Genomic DNA, 17,540 nt, shown 5'->3' with positions numbered 1-17,540 from the left:
GGTAACAACTGTGACTGCTCCAAGTGCTGATACAAGCCGTGTTTCCAACTGGAACTTGCCCAATTTCCTGACCGTGCTTCGCATCCTCGGAGTACCGGTGTTCCTGTGGGTACTTCTTCAGGAGGGCGGCGAAGCCACCAATTGGCGCTGGTGGTCGTTTGTCGTATTCGCGCTTCTGATGGCGACTGACAAGTTGGACGGGCACCTCGCACGTAGCCGTAACCTCATTACCGACTTTGGCAAGATTGCCGATCCGATTGCCGATAAGGCTCTAATGCTGGCTGCGCTGATTGGTATGAACATCATCGACATTCTGCCGTGGTGGGTGACTGTCATCATCGTGATTCGCGAAGGTGGCATCACCATCTGGCGTATGTTCGCCCTGCGTCAGGGGCGTGTTGTTCCGGCTTCTCGGGGCGGCAAGATAAAGACGGTCCTGCAGTCTGTAGCAGTGGGGCTCTTCCTGATGCCAGTGGACTGGTTGTTCTGGCCGTCCTGGATTGTGATGGTTGCCGCCATTGTCGTCACCGTCGGTACTGGTATCCAGTACATTGTGGATGCGCGAAAGGTCTCGTAGAGAAATTAAGTGGAGGGTAAAGCTGTGAACACAGTCGAACGCCTCGCCCAGAGCGACGAAAACGCTGACGGTGTCGATGGCGTTTCGCTTCAACTCGTCCAAACGCTTACGGCTCGTGGCGAGACTTTTGCAGCCGCAGAATCACTTACCGCAGGTCTTCTCTGCGCTACAGTTGCCTCCGTACCGGGAGCCTCCGCCGTTCTCCGCGGTGGCGTGGTCACTTACGCCACTGACACGAAGGCGTTGCTTGCCGACGTGCCAAAGGATGCTTTGGCCGCATATGGCCCCGTGTCCGAGTTGACGGCCCGGTATATGGCACTTGGAGTGGCAAATAAAGCAGTGGCGGACTGGGGGATTTCGCTAACTGGCGTTGCTGGTCCAGCGATGCAGGATGGGCACCCAGTAGGTGAAGTCTGGTGTGGTCTGAAACCGCCGGGAGTTTCGTACCTTGATGGGGTAACTGCTGTTAGGTTGCCGGTGAATAAAGAGGGGTCGCGCGCGGAGATTCGTCGTCAAGCAGTGGTATTGGCGTTAGAACTGTTGTTGCAGAATCTCGACGGTGAGTAGAATTTTTGAAAATTGGGAACAGGTCGGCCTTCTAAAGCGTTAGAGAAAGTGATGACCAACAATACTGCACTTATGACCATTCGCTACCCAGAGGTAGATAGCGCTGCCGCTTTCGAAGCTTCCATGGATGCCACAGCACCGTCGGCGCGGGTGGCTGTAGGGGAGCAGCCTGGATCGGTTGCAAAGTTAACGGCACAGGATTTGGCGGAACGGGGAGAATCCCGTGAGCCACTCCTGCGAGAGGCACTGGGGGAGACGCTGCGTGATATCCGTTCGCGCAGTGGACAGACGCTGCGTGAGCTTTCTGAAAATGCGGCTATTAGCCCTGGTTATTTGTCTGAGCTTGAGCGTGGACGGAAAGAAGTCTCATCTGAGCTGCTGGCGTCGGTATGCGCGGCGCTTGGTGTGACGGTGTCGGATTTGATGATGGAAGCAGCCACAGCGATGGCCCTGCATTCGGCGAGCCCAGAATTGGCAGCGATGTAGAAATTGGTTGCGGCGGTGGAATTTCATTCCATTGCTCCGGTACTTAGCACCCGAAGACGCTCGGCTTTAGTTAAGATTGGGTGCGCGATAAGCACAGACCTGCTTTGAGGTAGTTGCAATAAGAAAGGTGTATGGGACGCTATGGCTAATCCATTTGTAAAGCTGTGGAATTACTTGATGGCCGCTTTTGATTCCAAGATTGAGGAAAACGCTGATCCGAAGGTGCAGATTCAGCAGGCTATCGAGGATGCCCAGCGGCAGCACCAGGAACTATCGCAGCAGGCAGCGGCGGTGATTGGTAATCAGCGCCAGCTGGAAATGCGCCTTAACCGTCAGCTCGCTGAGATTGAGAAGCTGCAGGGGAACACTCGTCAGGCATTGCAGCTCGCTGACAAGGCTCGTGCTGAGGGGGATACTGCCAAGGCTACGGAGTATGAGAACGCAGCTGAGGCTTTCGCAGCTCAGTTGGTTACTGCTGAGCAGTCGGTAGAAGATTTGAAGGCTCTGCACGATCAGTCGCTGCAGCAGGCGGCTCAGGCTAAGAAGGCCGTCGAGCGTAATTCCATGCAGCTGCAGCAGAAGGTCGCGGAGCGCGCAAAGCTCCTCAGCCAGCTGGAGCAAGCAAAGATGCAGGAGAAAGTCTCTGAGTCCCTGCAGTCGATGAATCAGATTTCTTCGGGGGCTACACCTAATCTGGATCAGGTTCGTGACAAGATTGAGCGTCGTTACGCTAACGCTCTTGGTCAGGCCGAGCTAGCTCAGAACTCGGTTCAGGGGCGTATGGCTGAGGTAGAGGCCGCAGGCGTTCAGCTTGCTGGGCACTCTCGCCTGGAGCAAATCCGCGCAGAAATGAACGGTGGCAACGAGCTCTCTGGTGGCGAGGCTCAGAAGTCCATCGAGGGAAGCGCTGCCTCCAACGTTGACCCTGCTGTTGCTGAGCGCATGCGCCAGCTGCGTGAGGGCAATTAATTCTCCTACTCACCTTCACCACGTGCGATTAGCGAATCACCCATTGCCTTCGAGCGATTAATGGTTCGGATGACCACAGGTACGCCGAAGGCAATGATTGAGCCGGCAGCCCCTCGTGCTTTTCGAGCCTCCAGTACCTCGGCAGCGGCCATAACCTGAAGCGGAATCATACGCAGCGTCAGCGATAGTGCGAGCGCGATGGTGTCGACTGGTAGGCCGAAACGGGCGAACGGCTGCATCGCAGTGGTCAAAGTATCCATGATGTCGCTGACGCGGGTCGTCAGCGTTAGCAATATTGCCGCTGCGATTGCGGCGAGAAGCGCGAGGAAGGTCGTCAGCGCTTGCTCACCCCCGGCGCGCCACCACAGGAGAAGCGAAAGCAGCGCCAAAATGACTACGGCTCCACGGAGCTGTCGGAAAGCAACCATTGGTGGCACCTTGGCCACCGCATAAGCGAGGGTGACAATTGCCAGGGCAATCGCCCCGCCTAGCCAGGTATCCACGAGAATCCCGGTGAGCAATAAAAATGCGATGACAATGATGAGTTTGGGGGCCGTCGGGAGCCTGTGCACAGGCGACTTATGGTTTAGGTAAAGCCCTAACGGGACATCGGCTGGATGAATCATGAGCGGCCTTCTTCCGCACGAGTCATATCGCTGACGTATCGGTCAATAACTTCCTTCGGCGCACCGTCGTCGACGATTTCTCCTGCGCTTACACGGATAACTCGGTCGAAGTCCATAAGAAAATCCAGATCATGAGTGACCACGATAATTTGCTGCTCAAGCTGGGCGAAAATACTCCGAATGTGGAGACGATTGCGCAAGTCGAGGAGCGTAGTGGGCTCATCGGCAATAATGGTCGTGGGATTAAGAATTAACACTGCCGCCAGCGCCAGTAGCTGTTTTTGTCCACCCGAGAGCAAGTGTGGCGAGGCGTCAGCATGATCGGCAAGCCCAAACCGCTCGAGGGCTTCCTGCACCAGCTGGTTGCGCTCATCCTTTGGTAGTTTTCGCTTGCGTAGTGAAAAGGCAATGTCCTCTGCGACTGTAGGCATCACAATTTGATTATCCGCATCAGAAAAGATGAAGCCGACATTCTTGCGAATTGCCTTTGCCTGCTTTGCGACATTCATGCCCTCATACGTGACCGTGCCACCAGTGACCGGGCCCAGGCCGTTAATGAGTCGCACCAGCGTGGACTTACCGCCACCGTTTTCGCCGATAATGCCAATGCGCTTCTCTGTGAGAGTTAGCGTGGTCGGCTTCAGTATCTGGCGTCCCGAATAGGTTGCGGAAGCGCGGTCAAAAGCGATGGTGGGCATAGTGCGACTCGAGACCCTTTCTAATTCTGTGGGGTTAATTGCCCGAGGTGGCTGCTTCCTTAACCAAACGACTTTGCTTACGGTTGGCAGCGTCGGGAAGCAAATCAGGGAAAGCCTGCAGTACTGCAGTAGCAATAAGCGCGGCTACGACAACCTTTGCCACGTCGCCTGGGATAAACGGGACGTTGGTAATCAGTGCGTCGGTGAAGCTAAGTCCCATACGCCAAGCCAATCCGACAGATCCGAAGAAGTACTGTAGTAGAACTCCAACGAGGCCCGCGCCGATGAAGACGCTGATTCGTGAAACTTTCGCCCGTGGTGCTTGCTGGGCAATCGCGCCGATTGCGAAACCTGCAATTAAGTAGCCGACAATGTAGCCCACGGTAGGGCCGGGAAGTGCGGCGAGAAGTGGTTTCCAGCCCGCCATGTTTGGGACGCCCACGAGACCAACAGCCAGGAACAGGGTAGTGGCGAGGCCACCGCGTTTGAATCCGAGAATCATCCCGGCCAGTGCGATGCCCATGTTCTGTAGCACGATTGGCACGCCGAGGCCGCCAACGGGAATGGCAATGCCGCCGAGCACGATGATCAGTGCTGCGAAAGCAGCGATAAGAGTGAGGTCATACACCTTGGAATTATTCACAGCTCTCATCTTAAACCCATGAGTTGAGCACTGTTCAGGCAGGGGAGCGGGGATTAGGTTATGAAAAGAGGGTGGCCAGGTAGGTATCAGTGACAGGTATCTTGTACGTTGGTCTCATGCGATTGGCCGATTTTCACAACTTCGTCAACCACGAATTTGGGCCTCAGCACGGCCCGTGGCTGTTGCATTCCCACGTACTGATGGAATATGGAAAAACTCCCGCGGAATTGCTCGAGGACGGGGTCGAACCTCGGGATATCTGGTGGGCGCTGTGTAGGGAACACGATATTCCCGAAGACCGCTGGTACGGTCCTGACGAATAGGTTCCGGCGTAGACGACGGTGAATGCTTGCCGACGGCTCTTGCGTGTCGTTGCCATTCGAACAGGGTTTCGCATATTATCGAAAGTGCTGATGAAGTCAATCCGTCTGATTCGGTATAACTTCCGGGTGTAACCGGCAGTAGAGGTGTCGCGGACCAATTTGGAACCGGAACGGCTAGTTTCGCGCCTAATTAAGTGTGAGCGAAGTTTCTGTTTTGGATGAAAATCGGGAGACACATTCTCTGAGTACGGCTCCAGAACCCGATACCGTACGCGACAATGACCGCGACAATGACAATGAGGAAGAACAACGAACTATGGCTCGTAAGAAGGCTACGGCTTCGAACCAGGGCAATGATCGCCTGAAGGCGCTCGATGTAGCTCTGGCGAATATTGAGAAGGACTTTGGTAAGGGTGCAGTTATGCGCCTGGGGGACGACAATCGTCCTCCAATTCAGGTTATTCCCTCCGGCAATATCGCTATCGACGTGGCCTTGGGCCTGGGCGGGTTCCCGCGTGGTCGTATCGTAGAAATCTATGGTCCAGAATCCTCGGGTAAGACCACAGTCGCACTGCATGCTATTGCAGAGGCGCAGCGGCAGGGCGGTATTGCCGCATTTATTGATGCGGAGCATGCGCTGGATCCGGTTTATGCGCGCAAGCTTGGAGTAGATACGGACAACCTTCTGGTATCCCAACCAGATACCGGTGAGCAGGCACTTGAGATCACAGATATGTTGGTGCGTTCCGGTGCTATTGACATCATTGTGGTTGACTCGGTGGCCGCGTTGACTCCGAAGGCTGAAATCGACGGTGAAATGGGCGATTCCCACGTTGGTCTGCAGGCGCGGTTGATGAGTCAGGCGCTGCGCAAGATGACGGGTGCGCTGTCCCACACCGGTACCACTGCCATCTTCATTAACCAGCTGCGTGAAAAGATTGGCGTCATGTTCGGCTCTCCTGAGACCACCACGGGTGGTAAAGCACTGAAGTTCTACGCTTCCGTTCGCTGTGACGTACGCCGAATTCAGACGTTGAAGGATGGCCAGGATGCGGTGGGTAACCGCACGCGCTTGAAGGTAGTCAAGAACAAGGTGTCGCCGCCGTTCAAGCAGGCAGAGTTTGACATCATCTACGGCGAGGGCATTTCGCGTGAGGGCTCGTTGATTGACATGGGCGTTGATAACGGCATTGTCAAGAAGTCCGGTTCGTGGTTTACCTACGAGGGCGATCAGTTGGGGCAGGGCAAGGAAAAGGCTCGTATGCACCTGCGCGAGAATCCAGAAATTGCCCAGGAAATCGAAGTCAAGATCAAGAAGAAGCTCGGCGTCGGGGAATTCGCGGAGGTCGAGGACGAGACCGATATCGATGCCCCTGTCGATGTCGTGCCGGACATCGACTTCGATGATTTGGAAGACTAGCTAGCTCGAGGCGTAGTGCCGCGACACACGAAAAGTGAGGACCGTGGAGGATCGTAACGGCCGCGATGTGCGGGAGACTATCGAAAAGCTTGCTCAGCAAATTGCGGAAGCTGACGGTAGTTCGCTCTACGATGCGGGTCGTGAGGAATCCAAGGCCCCGGTTCGTGCTAAGGCACTGCGCTTGCTCGATCAGCGAATGCGTTCCCGCAAGGAACTCGTAGAAAGGCTCGAGGCAGTCGAGGAGTTTCCAACCTCGATGATTGAAGAAGTCGTTGATGACCTGACCCGAAGTGGATTGGTCAACGACGAGCTTTTCGCATCCGAATGGGTGCGGCAGCGCTTTGCCAGTCGCGGCAAGTCGAAGATGGTTTTGAACCGGGAGCTGCAGGAAAAGGGCATTGATGTTTCACTTCGTGCAGATGCGTTGGAGCAGATTACGCACAACGCGGAAGAAGAAGTCGCCCGGAAGCTAGCGGCGAAGAAAGCGGCCACTATTAAAACAGTGGCACCTGACTTCAACTCCAAGCAAAAGGATTTACGCAAAGTCGTCGGTGTGCTGGCGCGGCGTGGTTTCCCCTCTGAATTGTCCATGAGCATTGCTCGGGATCAGTTAGAAGAGCGATACCGGGAACTCGAAGAGGACACAGATTAGCGCCGGTGCCACCGCACGCCGGATTAGCACGCCGGCTGCGGACCCGTCAGGTTTAAAGGGGTCGCTGATTGGGGAAATGGGCCATAAACAGCTAACCTAAACTGCCGTGACTACCCCTTCTTTGAACTCTCAGCAGCAGTCTTCGCCTCGCACATATGAGGTACGTACGTTCGGTTGTCAGATGAACGTCCATGACTCGGAACGACTGTCTGGCTTGCTGGAAGAAAACGGTTATGTAGCGGCTGCAGAAGGCGATAATCCTGATCTGGTCGTTTTCAACACCTGTGCCGTTCGAGAGAATGCGGACAATCGCCTTTATGGCACGTTGGGACAGCTCAAACCAGTCAAGGATGCTCACCCAGGCATGCAGATTGCCGTCGGTGGCTGCTTGGCCCAGAAGGATAAGGACGTCGTCGTAAAGAAGGCCCCATGGGTGGACGTTGTCTTCGGTACGCATAACTTGGGTTCGTTGCCAGCACTGTTGGAACGCGCCGCTCATAATGACCGGGCTGAAGTCGAGATTAAGGACGCGCTGGAAGAATTTCCCTCGGTGCTGCCGGCCAAGCGTGAATCCACTTACGCAGGTTGGGTGAGTATCTCCGTAGGCTGCAACAACACGTGCACCTTCTGCATCGTCCCCAGTTTGCGTGGTAAGGAACGCGATCGTCGTCCAGGCGAGATTCTCGCTGAGGTGCAGGCACTCGTGGAGCAGGGCGTTACTGACGTCACCCTCCTTGGACAGAATGTCAACGCCTATGGTGTTAACTTCGCCGACCCTGACATGGAACGCGACCGCTCGGCTTTTTCCAAGTTGCTGCGCGCCTGCGGCCAGATTGAGGGGTTGGAGCGCGTGCGCTTTACGTCTCCGCACCCAGCTGAGTTCACCGATGATGTCATCGACGCCATGGCGGAGACACCGAACGTGGTTCATCAGCTACACATGCCACTACAGTCCGGTTCCGACCGAGTGCTGAAAGACATGCGCCGTTCCTACCGCACCAAGAAATTCCTGGGAATTCTGGAGAAGGTTAGGGAAAAAATGCCGGATGCCGCCATTACCACTGACATTATTGTCGGTTTCCCAGGCGAGACTGAAGAGGACTTCCAGCAAACTCTCGACGTGGTGGAAAAGGCTCGTTTTAGCTCGGCGTTCACCTTCCAATACTCGCCCCGCCCGGGAACTCCGGCGGCAACCATGGCGGATCAGGTTCCACCACAGGTTGTGAAGGAACGCTATGGTCGGCTGCTAGCGCTTCAGGAGCGTATTTCCGAGGAAGAAAACGCTAAGCTAGTCGGCCGGGAAGTCGAGCTGCTGGTCAGCCAGTCCGATGGCCGTAAGAATGCGGAGACTCATCGCATGTCTGGTCGTAGTCGGGATGGCCGCCTGGTGCACTTCAGCCCGTCGGAAAGCGAACCAGGCATCGTCGACCGCAAGATTCGCCCAGGTGATTACGTGACAGTACGCGTGACCGACTCCGCACCGCACTTCCTCATTGCTGACTCCGGTGTGCTCACACACCGCCGCACTAAGGCGGGGGATAATGTAGAGGTCGGCCAGACTCCGACGACCGCGCCGATCGGAGTTGGTCTGGGCTTGCCAAAGATTGGGCGCCCGGAGAAAACGAGTGTAAGTGAGGGATGCGGCTGTGAGTAGTGACAAGGCTTCGCCGGAAAGTGATATGGAATCCACTAGCGAGCAGTCGGTGGAATCCGCGCAGGCGTTGCGGGTTCAGGAGCGCAAGGCCGCTGGCGAGCTGGATCTCGGCCGTGCGGTGATTCCGATGATGGTTGCCGTCATCGGCCTCATTACGAGTTTCTTCCTTCCGCACTCTGGCGTCGTTTTGGGCTTTGATGTGTTGCTGGATACGGATGTTGCGCATCAGTACTTCACGACTCGACCGGAGCGAATTTACTCCATTCTCGTGGTGGTAGGTGTCTTGCTAGCTATTGCCACGCTGATTACGCGGACGACGATTCTCGCATTCGTCACCTGGTTTTTTGCCTGTATTCAGATGGTCTACTCAGTCTTCGCTGGCTGGATGCGTCAGTCTCGTCCACAGGAACTGGCCGGCGAGGGTATTTCTTTCGGCCTGATGCTCGGTATTTTCTGCAGTTTTCTACTGGCCATCTCCGTGACTTTCATCGCTTTCCGACGTAGTAAGGAGCAGCTCGCAATCGCGACGAAACGTCGCAAGCACGCTGACACCGATCCGGTACTGCGCGCGCAGCAGGTTTACCTGCGGGCGGGCCTGACACCGAATACGACAACGGATGTTGAGGTCGTCGACGACCGCCGTGAACGTGCTCGCCGACGCAATCGCGGCCAGCAGGGCAGTAGTGCGGACAATGTCTCTCAGCAGACCGGCGAACAGGACGAACAGGTCAGCGACGAGTAGTGAGACTTTTTAACTAGCGCAGTAAGTAAGGGGCTCTCTTCCACTCCGGAAGAGAGCCCCTTACTTTTAACCATCGACGCGTTGCCAGCGCGTAGCTGAGCCAGGATTCTGTTGCGGACGCCGGAGAGCGAGAACATGCTTCCCCGACACACAACTAGCTTCTGTTAGAGCTCCTTGAGAGTCTCCGCGGCCTGCTCTGCCCACTGTCGCCACTGTTCGGCCTGCTCCCGAGCCTTGGCTGCCTGAGAAGTCTTGCCCTTCGCCTCGAGTTCGGCGGCCTTCTGCTCAAACTCCGCTGCGCGGTCGGCGAACTGCTGGACGCGAGCCTGTGCTTCGGGGTCGGTACGGCGCCACTGCGAATCGGCAGCATCGGAGACGCGCTTTTCCAGTGCGCCAATGCGGTTTTCATACTCACGCACACGACCACGCGGCACAAAGCCGATGGCCTCCCATTTCTCCTGCAACTGACGCAGTTCGTTGCGAGCGTGATCGAGGCCCTTGGACGGATCAATGCGGTCTTCGTATTCAGCCAGCAGTGCGTCCTTGGCCGCAGCGTTTTCCTCGAACTCCCTGTCTCGAGCTTCGTTGACCGCGTTGCGAGCACCAAAGAACTCATCCTGGGCGGCCTTGAACTGCGCCCACAGCTTGTCATCGACCTCGCGTGGGGCTCGACCAGCGGCCTTCCACTCAGCCATCAGGTCGCGGAAGGCAGCAGCGGTGCCACCCCAATCAGTGGAGGTCTTCAGGGCCTCAGCTCGCTCAATGATGTCCTCCTTAACGCGGCGAGCAGCCGCACGGTTGCGGTCCAGTTCCGCAAAATGGGCACCGCGGCGGCGGTTGAAAGAATCACGCGCGCGGGAGTATCGGCGCCAGAGCTGATCATCAGTTTTGCGGTCGATGCCGCGAATCTGCTTCCACTCTGTGAGAATTTCGCGGATACGGTCGCCGGCGACCTTCCACTCGGTGGAGTTCTCTGCGAGCTCTTCGGCCTCTGCGGCGAGCTCTTCCTTACGTGCGATGGCGTTCTTACGGCGCTCTGCCTTGTCGTGAGCGACTTTTTCCTCTGCGACGTGGGAGGTGGCAATGACCTCTGCAAGGCGCTTATCCAGCGCATCGATATCGCCGAGGACCGTGGCGGTGGCAAGGCTCTCACGCAGTTCAACTGCGTTGTGAGAAATGGTCTTTGCCTCCTGCGGGTGGGAGACTGCACGAGATTCCAGTAGCTCGACCTCGGTGGCCAGATCCTCGTAGCGCTTGCCGTAGTGGGCATAACCCTCTTCTACGGTGCCGGCCTGCCAGGAACCAATATTGCGCTCGCCGGCGCTGGTGACCAGCCAAACAGTGCCGTCTTCGTCAATGCGGCCAAACTTCTTTGGATCATTGTGGACGGCATGTGCCACAGCGGCCGACCCCGCAGGCGCTGGAGTAGCTCCAGGGGCCTCACGATGAGCCGGCATTGAGCCTGGTCGAGGTCCGGGACGTGGACCCGGGCGTGGACCTGGCTTAGGGGAATTGCTGGTACCGGTCATAGTGGGTAAACCTCTTCCAATCTTCATGCAGAACTGCCGCGCGACACGGCTGCCATCAAACACTTACGGTATGTGCTCGAGTATCCCAAAAATTTTGGCACAGCGCGCGTAACACCGCCGGATTAAGGCATCGACTAGCCCCTCACGGTAGCGTTGAGGACGTGAATTCGCGTTTGCCTCGGCTTGTTATCGTTCCGCGTGCGCTCCTCATCGTCGAGGAGCTGGGTGGTTTTGCGCCCACCGCCACGGAATTGCGCCGTCATGCCCGTGAAACCGTCGCGACGCTGTGGAGACATGACGAACCCGGAGAGCCCGGCGCGGTCGCTATTATCACTGGCAGGATGCAGGCGAAGTCCCCGCACCAGACCAGCGCACCCGGCAGTCTTTCTCCGTATGGGGTTGATGTCACGGTGTCAGGCGGAACCGAATTACCTGAGCTGCTGGGGCGCTGGCTTATCGAAGACTACGCGCGACGGAATTCTGAAGGACCCACTGGCCGCGTCATTCAGGCAACGTGCTTCGACTCTATCGCTGAGGCACTCGCTGCCGGTCACACGCGTCTGCTTGTGCTTGTCGACGGCGCATTCGGCCTTGCGGACGATTCCCCGGTCGGCGTAATTGAAGGTGCAGCGGAGGTTGATGCGCTGTGCAGTCTGATTGCTGGTCAGGACTGCTCAAGCATTAACGTGGAAAATATTGTGTTTCCAGCTCCCGGCGCGTACGCGGCCGAGTTATGGCAGCAGCTGAGTAAAGCTGCTGAAAGCTGGACGGGGTCTGGAATGACCGTCGTAAAGCGTTCTTACTATGACGGGGCGCCTTATGGAATCGGCTACCACGTGGCCAGCTGGCGGTGTGTTGCGAAGTAAGAGCGCGCGTTTTTAGTTTTTGTGCAGGAGTGTGAACTGGGTAGTGACGGCTTTCGAGAGTGAGAGCTTGCCGGTGCCGATTGCGGTGGTAGGGCCGACGGCGTCGGGAAAGTCGGATTTGGGGCTGGTGCTTGCGAAGCAGCTTGGCGGTGAGGTCGTCAATGTTGATTCGATGCAGCTGTATCGAGGGATGGATATCGGAACAGCGAAGCTGTCGGTGGATCAGCGGCGGGGGATTCCGCACCACCAACTCGATGTTCTGAACGTGACGCAGCCGGCGAGTGTGGCGACGTATCAGCGTGAGGCGGTTGCGGATGTTGAGGACATTCGCGCGCGGGGGAAAGTCCCCATCCTTGTCGGCGGGTCGATGATGTATGTGCAGGCGTTGGTGGACGACTGGCAGTTTCCACCTACGGATCCTGAGGTACGTGCGAAGTGGGAGACAGTGCAGGACGAGATCGGTCCGGCGGCGTTGCATGATCGGCTGGCAGAGATTGATCCGGATGCGGCGGCAATTATTGAGACCAATGACCCGCGGCGCACCGTCCGCGCCCTGGAGGTCATCGAGCTCACGGGCAAACCTTTTGCAGCGTCGAAGCCGTCGATTGATAAGCCACCGCGGTGGAACACTCGCATATTGGGGTTGCGCACGCAGGCGGAATGGCTAAATCCGCGGATTGAACAGCGTACGCGGGGCATGTTTGCCGCTGGCCTGGTGGAAGAAACTGAGAGTTTGATTGCGCAAGGGTTGCGCGAAGGTGTGACCGCTAGTCGCGCGATTGGCTATGCGCAGGTGCTGGACTACTTCGATGGGGTTTACGACCTGGATACGGCTTGTGAACGCACGATTACTGGTACGCGCAGGTATGTGCGGCGTCAGCGCTCCTGGTTCAACCGTGATCATCGGATCATGTGGCTAGACGCTGCCGGTGACGTGCCGGGACAGGCGTTTTCCGCACTTGGTCTGTAAGAGATTCGGACCTCCCGCTAGCATCAAGGGCATGGTTTCATTTGCCAAAGGCCACGGTACGCAAAACGATTTCTTGATTTTTCCAGATGATTTGGTGTCGATTGATTTGACCGAATCACTGGTCGCAGCAGTGTGCGATCGACAGCGAGGTCTTGGCGCTGACGGCGTCCTGCGGGTTGCCCGAGCGGGGAAACTCGTCGATGCCGGTGTTTTGGCGGCATTGCCGGAGGGCGTTAAAGCCGACGATTGGTTTATGGACTACCGCAATAGTGACGGTTCTATTGCCGAGATGTGCGGGAATGGTGTCCGCGTCTTTGCACACTATATTGCCGCGATTCACAGCCCGGACAGTGTCGTCGACGGAACTTTGCGGGTGGGCACTCGAGCAGGGCTGCGCGCTGTTTCGATTGATGAGCTCAGCCGCAGGCACGCGGTCGTCGGGGTGGATATGGGCCAGCCGGAAGTCCTCGGTCTCGCTACTGCGTTCATTGGTTCGGGCAACAATGCCCAGAAATTCGCCGGGATTGGTGTCGACGTGGGAAATCCGCATTTGGCCTGCGTCATGCCTGGCCTAAATGCCGCCGCTCTGGCGGAGCTGGAATTGGAAGCGGCGGGTAGTGTCGCGAAGCCAGTGCGTGCCGACGAAGCCATGTTCCCGAACGGCCTCAATGTGGAAATTGTCACTCCGTTGGATGCCTCTGATTCGGTGACCATGCGAGTAATTGAACGCGGAGTTGGTGAGACCCGCTCGTGTGGCACCGGTACGGTTGCGGCAGCTATTGCCGCGCTGGCCGATGCCGGCCGGACTGAGGGGGCTGTGACAGTCAAGGTGCCCGGCGGTGTGGTGACTGTGGATGTCCACAAGGCCAGCAATGCGGATGGGGACTTCTCGGCGACCTTGACCGGGCCGAGCGTGATTCACACGCTCGGCGATATTGAGCTGGAAGCCCTGTGACTGGTAGCTAGTGCTGCAGGAGCACTAGCGGGGTACTGGAAGCGGTGGGGGAATCAGCGGACTAGTGTCCGCCGCAGCCACCGTCGCCACAACCACAGCCGCCATCGCCACAGCCGCCTCCGCAACCTTGAGGCGGAATGATCTCACCGGTCAGTGAGAAAGTACCGGAAACGACCATGCCTGGCTGGGGAGCTTCGTCGCCGCCGGGGACAAGTACGTCCATGGGAGTCGGAAGAGCAAGGTTGAGCACCCAGAACTTCTTGCCGGTTAGCTCATTGACATGCTTGCGGGAGTTATTGATAACACCAGCCAGTTTCACGGTTGCGCTAGGCGATGTCTTCCCGACCTGATCTCCGACAATTGCCTTAGCACCTTCGAAGTCCAATGTTGTCGGGGTTGCCCCGGTGCGCTTCTCGTACTCTTCGATGGATGCGTCGAGGGTGAAATCAGTTGCTAGAGCTGATAGCGCGACATGCTCAAAAGTCTGAGTTCCGGCATCAACAATCATTGGCCCCTGTGACAGCAGGCAGGTAGCGACCTCGATGACCTTATCAAAGTTATCCGAGGAGGGATCATCCTCGACGATTTCCACGAGCGCCAAGACATCGTCCACGCTGGATACATGGGCAGTGACGGTCGGGCTGCCCGCGAAGCCGGCGTAGGTAGAAAATGGTTCAACACCCAGGATGTGCAGACGCGCACCAGAGGAATCTTCGAAACGGACCAGCTGGCCACCGCGGACCTCGCCGATGACCGACAGATTGTCACTGGCAATCGCGGCTTCCATCGCGTCTCGCCAGCTGGGGTAGTCCATGCCAATGCTTCGCAAGTCAGTAGTCATACTTTTCGATGATACTTCCCATATCTTCATCTGCGAACTAACGAATCGCACGTGAGCACATTGTGCTCTGGGGTACCTAGAACCATTCCTGCACGCCGCGGCAACTATTCGGATGGGACTAACAATTCTGCCACGCTAAATAGGTAAAGGGTAAGTGTGGCATAAATAACTTTCCTTAGGTGTGTCGGGTTTATTCCATTTAGGCATGCCTAAGAGTAAGCTCATCTCTGTAAACACGATTTGCTTAGCTTAATTCTTATCTATATAAGCGAGGTTTCTCATGCTCGGATTGCGGTCTCGAAAACAGTCGGATGACATTCAGTCGCTTGCCGACGTCCCGGTGGGGGTAACCGTCACTCTGGGAGCGTCGCATGTGGATGAGCGCCTGTGCCGCAGGCTTTCGCAACTGGGGCTTCGCCCTGGAATGAGTGTCACTGTGGGACGGAGCACCAGCGGCGGTGGGCGAATCGTCCATGCTGGCGCAACGCGCTACGCCATCGATGCCAGCACGCTGCACAAGATGTCCGTCGTGGGTTAGGGCCCCTACATCTCTTTTCTCACCTCCCTTCTGAAAGTAAACAATGACAACACCTACGGATTCCTCAACGCGAAAATTCGCATCCACGCCCAGCTGCCATGCATGCAGTGGCGGAGCACCAGCAAAGGATGGTGCACCTGTTGTCGCAGTAGTCGGCGCACCGAACTCCGGTAAGTCAACACTGTTCAATAGTTTGACTGGTGCGAAAGCGCAGATGGGCAATTGGCCTGGTACGACCGTGGAGGTCAGCCGTGGCGCGTGGAAGACCGATGCCGCTGAGTACGATGTCATCGATTTCCCGGGTGCCTACTCGCTGGATGCCATGAGTCCGGACGAAGAGCTCACTCGCGAGATGCTCATCGAGAAACCGGAAGAAGAACGCCCGGATCTCGTCGTTGTCGTTGTCGACGCCACGGCACTGGGCCGTGGCCTCTACATGGCCGCGGAATTGGCGGAACAGCCCCAGCGCATCGTTCTGGCTCTGACCAAACTAGATGTTGCCAAGGCCAAGGGCATCGATGTGAATCCGGACGCATTGCAGTCAGCTATGGGGATGCCGGTGGTGGCGCTGGATCCCCGTCGTAAAGCGGGAATGGCGCGGTTGGCCGACGCGGTAGCAGCGGCTCTGGACGGATGTAGTTCGGTGTCGTCACCGATTCGCCAGGTCGATGGTGAATCGATTGAACGCCTGGACGACGCACGCTTTGCCGCGATTGATGCGGCGGTTGCGGCATCTACGGGCGGGGTGGAAGATCGCCAGACTTTCTCCGACCGCATTGATAACGTGGTTCTTCACCCGGTGCTCGGACCGATTGTGTTCCTGGCAGTTATGTGGGCAGTCTTCCAAATCACGACGACGGTAGCAGCACCGTTGCAGGACGGTTTGGAAACCCTTATTACCGGTAATTTCGCAGATTTGGTTACTCGTGGATTAGAAGCGGTGGGATGGGACCATCCGATTGTCACCGGGCTGCTTGTAAACGGCATCATCGGTGGTGTCGGCATGGTGCTGACCTTCGTTCCGCTGATGGCACTCATGTTCCTGTGCCTCGCAGTACTCGAGGATTCAGGGTATATGGCGCGTGCAGCCGTGGTGGCTGACCGTGTCATGCGTGCAATTGGTCTTCCGGGTAAGGCATTTATTCCGCTGATTGTTGGCTTTGGTTGTAACGTGCCAGCGATTTCGGCAACACGTGTGCTGAGTAATCCGCGCCACCGCATTTTGACGGCACTACTGGTTCCGTTTACCTCCTGCTCGGCGCGTCTAACCGTGTATGTCATGTTGGGTGCGGTGTTCTTCTCGGAACACGCGGGCACAGTCGTCTTCGCTATGTACGTGATCTCGATTCTGCTGATCGTTCTGACCGGCCTTGCACTGCGTAAGACCTTGTGGCGCACCATGCCGTCGGAACCGCTGGTCATTGACCTGCCAACCTACCAGCTTCCGACCGCACGGCTGGCACTATCTGTGATGTGGATGCGTCTGAAGGGCTTCCTGCAGACCGCTAGTGGAATCATCGTCAGCACCGTCATCGTCGTATGGCTTCTGATGTCTATCCCGGTTGTCTCCGGGCACTCCTTTGCCGATGAAGACCTGGCACCGCAGGACTCCGCATACGGTGCAGTCAGCGAAACTATTGCTCCTGTGTTTAACCCGGCAGGTTTCGGTACATGGTCTCTGACAGGTCCGTTGGTGACGGGCTTTGTGGCCAAGGAAGCCGTCATTTCTACCTGGGCACAGACCTATGCAGTGGAGGACGTCACCGACTCCGATTCGAGCGAACAGGCCTCCAGCCCGCTCGCGGAGAATATTCGACGTGACTTTGACAATGCATCCGATGGACATGGATTGGCAGCAGTCTGGGCCTACATGATCTTCCTGCTGGCTTACACACCGTGCGTGGCTACGCTCGCGGCACAACGTCGAGAGATCGGCTTGAAGTGGACGGGCTTCGGTTTGCTAGCGCAGCTGGTCGTTGCATGGGCACTGGCCGTGATTGTTTTCCAAGGGTTGAAGCTGTTCCTGTAAAGCCTCGTTGATTCCTAGTAGCTTCGGCAAAGCTACTAAGTCACACTTGCGAACTAGAAATCAGATCCAACAAGAATCGCGATACGGAAAGGAGCTATCGCCGTGGGACTCTTTAGAGCCAGGAAGAATACGACGGTTACTCGTCGGCCTTCAGAAGCCGTTCAGGATGCAATTGCGCAGGGCATTAGCTCCCGACGCAAGATTTGCGAAATCACTGGCCTGCAGCGAGCAACGGTAGACCTCATCCTTGACCGCATGGAACACACCGGCCAACTGCGCCGGGAATCCCTCGGTGGCATGTGCCCAGGCGGAGGTTGTTCCAACTGCGGAATGTCCGACAGCGGTACGTGTGCTGGCGGTAGTTCTAATAGTGGTCCGGTCGCACTGGTTCTGACACGCAGGCCACCTTCTGCAGCCTAAGTCTTGAGCTTCGGCTCGGTATTCTCCGCACACAA

Annotated in this window: 20 protein-coding genes; 15 read left to right on the top strand and 5 right to left on the bottom strand. The window is 57.0% G+C overall.

The window, feature by feature from the left end:
• Positions 1 to 10 precede the first annotated feature (10 nt).
• The 4 genes from pgsA (at position 11) to QP995_RS04275 (ending at position 2,599) form a co-directional block, all read left to right on the top strand.
• Positions 11 to 577, top strand: a complete 567-nt coding sequence (pgsA, locus tag QP995_RS04290; RefSeq protein ID WP_016422605.1) for a CDP-diacylglycerol--glycerol-3-phosphate 3-phosphatidyltransferase — start codon at positions 11 to 13, stop codon at positions 575 to 577.
• A gap of 24 nt (positions 578 to 601) precedes the next feature.
• Entirely contained in the window at positions 602 to 1,144 is a 543-nt protein-coding gene (locus QP995_RS04285) for a CinA family protein (RefSeq protein WP_016422606.1), read from the top strand.
• 51 nt (positions 1,145 to 1,195) lie between these two features.
• Positions 1,196 to 1,630 (top strand): helix-turn-helix domain-containing protein, encoded by a 435-nt coding sequence (locus QP995_RS04280; protein WP_016422607.1) that lies wholly within the window; start codon positions 1,196 to 1,198, stop codon positions 1,628 to 1,630.
• A gap of 141 nt (positions 1,631 to 1,771) precedes the next feature.
• Positions 1,772 to 2,599, top strand: a complete 828-nt coding sequence (locus QP995_RS04275; protein ID WP_005509356.1) for a PspA/IM30 family protein — start codon at positions 1,772 to 1,774, stop codon at positions 2,597 to 2,599.
• A 5-nt stretch (positions 2,600 to 2,604) separates the two neighbouring features.
• Here the strand turns inward: QP995_RS04275 and QP995_RS04270 are convergent, their stop codons facing one another.
• From QP995_RS04270 to QP995_RS04260, 3 genes are read right to left on the bottom strand one after another with little or no spacing between them, the layout of a single operon-like run.
• The gene (locus tag QP995_RS04270) at positions 2,605 to 3,225 is read right to left on the bottom strand and encodes an energy-coupling factor transporter transmembrane component T family protein (RefSeq protein ID WP_049170855.1); all 621 of its coding nucleotides are present in this window, start codon (positions 3,223 to 3,225) and stop codon (positions 2,605 to 2,607) included.
• Entirely contained in the window at positions 3,222 to 3,923 is a 702-nt protein-coding gene (locus tag QP995_RS04265) for an energy-coupling factor ABC transporter ATP-binding protein (protein WP_049170859.1), read from the bottom strand. Before QP995_RS04265 ends, QP995_RS04270 begins: the two co-directional genes overlap by 4 nt.
• Positions 3,924 to 3,957: 34 nt before the next feature.
• Complete coding sequence (locus tag QP995_RS04260; protein ID WP_049170862.1) at positions 3,958 to 4,575, bottom strand: biotin transporter BioY; 618 nt, start codon at positions 4,573 to 4,575, stop codon at positions 3,958 to 3,960.
• A gap of 80 nt (positions 4,576 to 4,655) precedes the next feature.
• Between QP995_RS04260 and QP995_RS04255 the strand changes: the two genes are divergently transcribed.
• The 5 genes from QP995_RS04255 (at position 4,656) to QP995_RS04235 (ending at position 9,357) form a co-directional block, all read left to right on the top strand.
• Positions 4,656 to 4,889, top strand: coding sequence for a DUF3046 domain-containing protein (locus tag QP995_RS04255; RefSeq protein ID WP_005509697.1), 234 nt, complete (start codon positions 4,656 to 4,658; stop codon positions 4,887 to 4,889).
• 316 nt (positions 4,890 to 5,205) lie between these two features.
• Positions 5,206 to 6,309: a recombinase RecA gene (recA, locus tag QP995_RS04250; RefSeq protein WP_049170952.1), complete on the top strand. Its 1,104-nt coding sequence runs from the start codon at positions 5,206 to 5,208 to the stop codon at positions 6,307 to 6,309.
• Positions 6,310 to 6,352: 43 nt separating this feature from the next.
• Positions 6,353 to 6,961, top strand: a complete 609-nt coding sequence (locus QP995_RS04245; RefSeq protein ID WP_284852951.1) for a regulatory protein RecX — start codon at positions 6,353 to 6,355, stop codon at positions 6,959 to 6,961.
• 106 nt (positions 6,962 to 7,067) lie between these two features.
• On the top strand, positions 7,068 to 8,615 hold the full coding sequence (gene miaB / locus QP995_RS04240) for a tRNA (N6-isopentenyl adenosine(37)-C2)-methylthiotransferase MiaB (RefSeq protein ID WP_049170866.1): 1,548 nt from the start codon (positions 7,068 to 7,070) through the stop codon (positions 8,613 to 8,615).
• A complete protein-coding gene (locus QP995_RS04235) occupies positions 8,608 to 9,357 on the top strand; it encodes an Rv2732c family membrane protein (protein WP_224433130.1) in 750 nt (249 codons plus the stop codon). The genes miaB and QP995_RS04235 overlap by 8 nt, the downstream gene beginning before the upstream one ends.
• A 164-nt stretch (positions 9,358 to 9,521) precedes the next feature.
• On the opposite strand, the gene QP995_RS04230 is transcribed toward QP995_RS04235, so the two are convergent.
• Positions 9,522 to 10,886: a DUF349 domain-containing protein gene (locus QP995_RS04230; protein WP_284852950.1), complete on the bottom strand. Its 1,365-nt coding sequence runs from the start codon at positions 10,884 to 10,886 to the stop codon at positions 9,522 to 9,524.
• A 161-nt stretch (positions 10,887 to 11,047) separates the two neighbouring features.
• On the opposite strand from QP995_RS04230, the gene QP995_RS04225 reads away from it, so the two are divergent.
• Genes QP995_RS04225 through dapF form a run of 3 tightly spaced genes read left to right on the top strand, consistent with a single transcriptional unit; the run spans position 11,048 to position 13,677 of the window.
• Entirely contained in the window at positions 11,048 to 11,752 is a 705-nt protein-coding gene (locus QP995_RS04225; protein ID WP_049170871.1) for a hypothetical protein, read from the top strand.
• A gap of 43 nt (positions 11,753 to 11,795) precedes the next feature.
• Entirely contained in the window at positions 11,796 to 12,722 is a 927-nt protein-coding gene (miaA, locus tag QP995_RS04220) for a tRNA (adenosine(37)-N6)-dimethylallyltransferase MiaA (protein ID WP_414630014.1), read from the top strand.
• Positions 12,723 to 12,753: 31 nt separating this feature from the next.
• Positions 12,754 to 13,677: a diaminopimelate epimerase gene (gene dapF / locus QP995_RS04215; protein ID WP_049170874.1), complete on the top strand. Its 924-nt coding sequence runs from the start codon at positions 12,754 to 12,756 to the stop codon at positions 13,675 to 13,677.
• Between the two features lie 61 nt (positions 13,678 to 13,738).
• Here dapF and QP995_RS04210 read toward each other — a convergent pair whose 3' ends face one another.
• Positions 13,739 to 14,518: a hypothetical protein gene (locus tag QP995_RS04210; protein ID WP_049170875.1), complete on the bottom strand. Its 780-nt coding sequence runs from the start codon at positions 14,516 to 14,518 to the stop codon at positions 13,739 to 13,741.
• A 280-nt stretch (positions 14,519 to 14,798) separates the two neighbouring features.
• Here QP995_RS04210 and QP995_RS04205 point away from each other — a divergent pair, with 280 nt between their 5' ends.
• From QP995_RS04205 to QP995_RS04195, 3 genes are all read left to right on the top strand, one after another.
• Entirely contained in the window at positions 14,799 to 15,056 is a 258-nt protein-coding gene (locus QP995_RS04205) for a FeoA family protein (RefSeq protein WP_016422620.1), read from the top strand.
• Between the two features lie 43 nt (positions 15,057 to 15,099).
• Positions 15,100 to 17,085, top strand: coding sequence for a ferrous iron transport protein B (gene feoB / locus QP995_RS04200; protein WP_049170878.1), 1,986 nt, complete (start codon positions 15,100 to 15,102; stop codon positions 17,083 to 17,085).
• A 102-nt stretch (positions 17,086 to 17,187) separates the two neighbouring features.
• Positions 17,188 to 17,505 (top strand): FeoC-like transcriptional regulator, encoded by a 318-nt coding sequence (locus QP995_RS04195; protein ID WP_141739556.1) that lies wholly within the window; start codon positions 17,188 to 17,190, stop codon positions 17,503 to 17,505.
• Positions 17,506 to 17,540 lie beyond the last annotated feature (35 nt).

The organism is Corynebacterium sp. MSK032 (genome assembly GCF_030232065.1).
GTDB classification, from domain to species: domain Bacteria; phylum Actinomycetota; class Actinomycetes; order Mycobacteriales; family Mycobacteriaceae; genus Corynebacterium; species Corynebacterium jeikeium_D.
The sequence above is the reverse complement of the archived record's forward strand: the minus strand, read 5'-3'. Positions and strand labels throughout refer to the sequence as shown.

Coding starts and splice junctions, on each gene's coding strand:
- QP995_RS04280 (WP_016422607.1), top strand. CDS start 1,196: ATGACCAACAATACTGCACTTATGACCATTCGCTACCCAGAGGTAGAT.
- QP995_RS04275 (WP_005509356.1), top strand. CDS start 1,772: ATGGCTAATCCATTTGTAAAGCTGTGGAATTACTTGATGGCCGCTTTT.
- QP995_RS04270 (WP_049170855.1), bottom strand. CDS start 3,225: ATGATTCATCCAGCCGATGTCCCGTTAGGGCTTTACCTAAACCATAAG.
- QP995_RS04265 (WP_049170859.1), bottom strand. CDS start 3,923: ATGCCCACCATCGCTTTTGACCGCGCTTCCGCAACCTATTCGGGACGC.
- QP995_RS04260 (WP_049170862.1), bottom strand. CDS start 4,575: ATGAGAGCTGTGAATAATTCCAAGGTGTATGACCTCACTCTTATCGCT.
- recA (WP_049170952.1), top strand. CDS start 5,206: ATGGCTCGTAAGAAGGCTACGGCTTCGAACCAGGGCAATGATCGCCTG.
- QP995_RS04230 (WP_284852950.1), bottom strand. CDS start 10,886: ATGACCGGTACCAGCAATTCCCCTAAGCCAGGTCCACGCCCGGGTCCA.
- dapF (WP_049170874.1), top strand. CDS start 12,754: ATGGTTTCATTTGCCAAAGGCCACGGTACGCAAAACGATTTCTTGATT.
- QP995_RS04210 (WP_049170875.1), bottom strand. CDS start 14,518: ATGACTACTGACTTGCGAAGCATTGGCATGGACTACCCCAGCTGGCGA.
- QP995_RS04205 (WP_016422620.1), top strand. CDS start 14,799: ATGCTCGGATTGCGGTCTCGAAAACAGTCGGATGACATTCAGTCGCTT.
- feoB (WP_049170878.1), top strand. CDS start 15,100: ATGACAACACCTACGGATTCCTCAACGCGAAAATTCGCATCCACGCCC.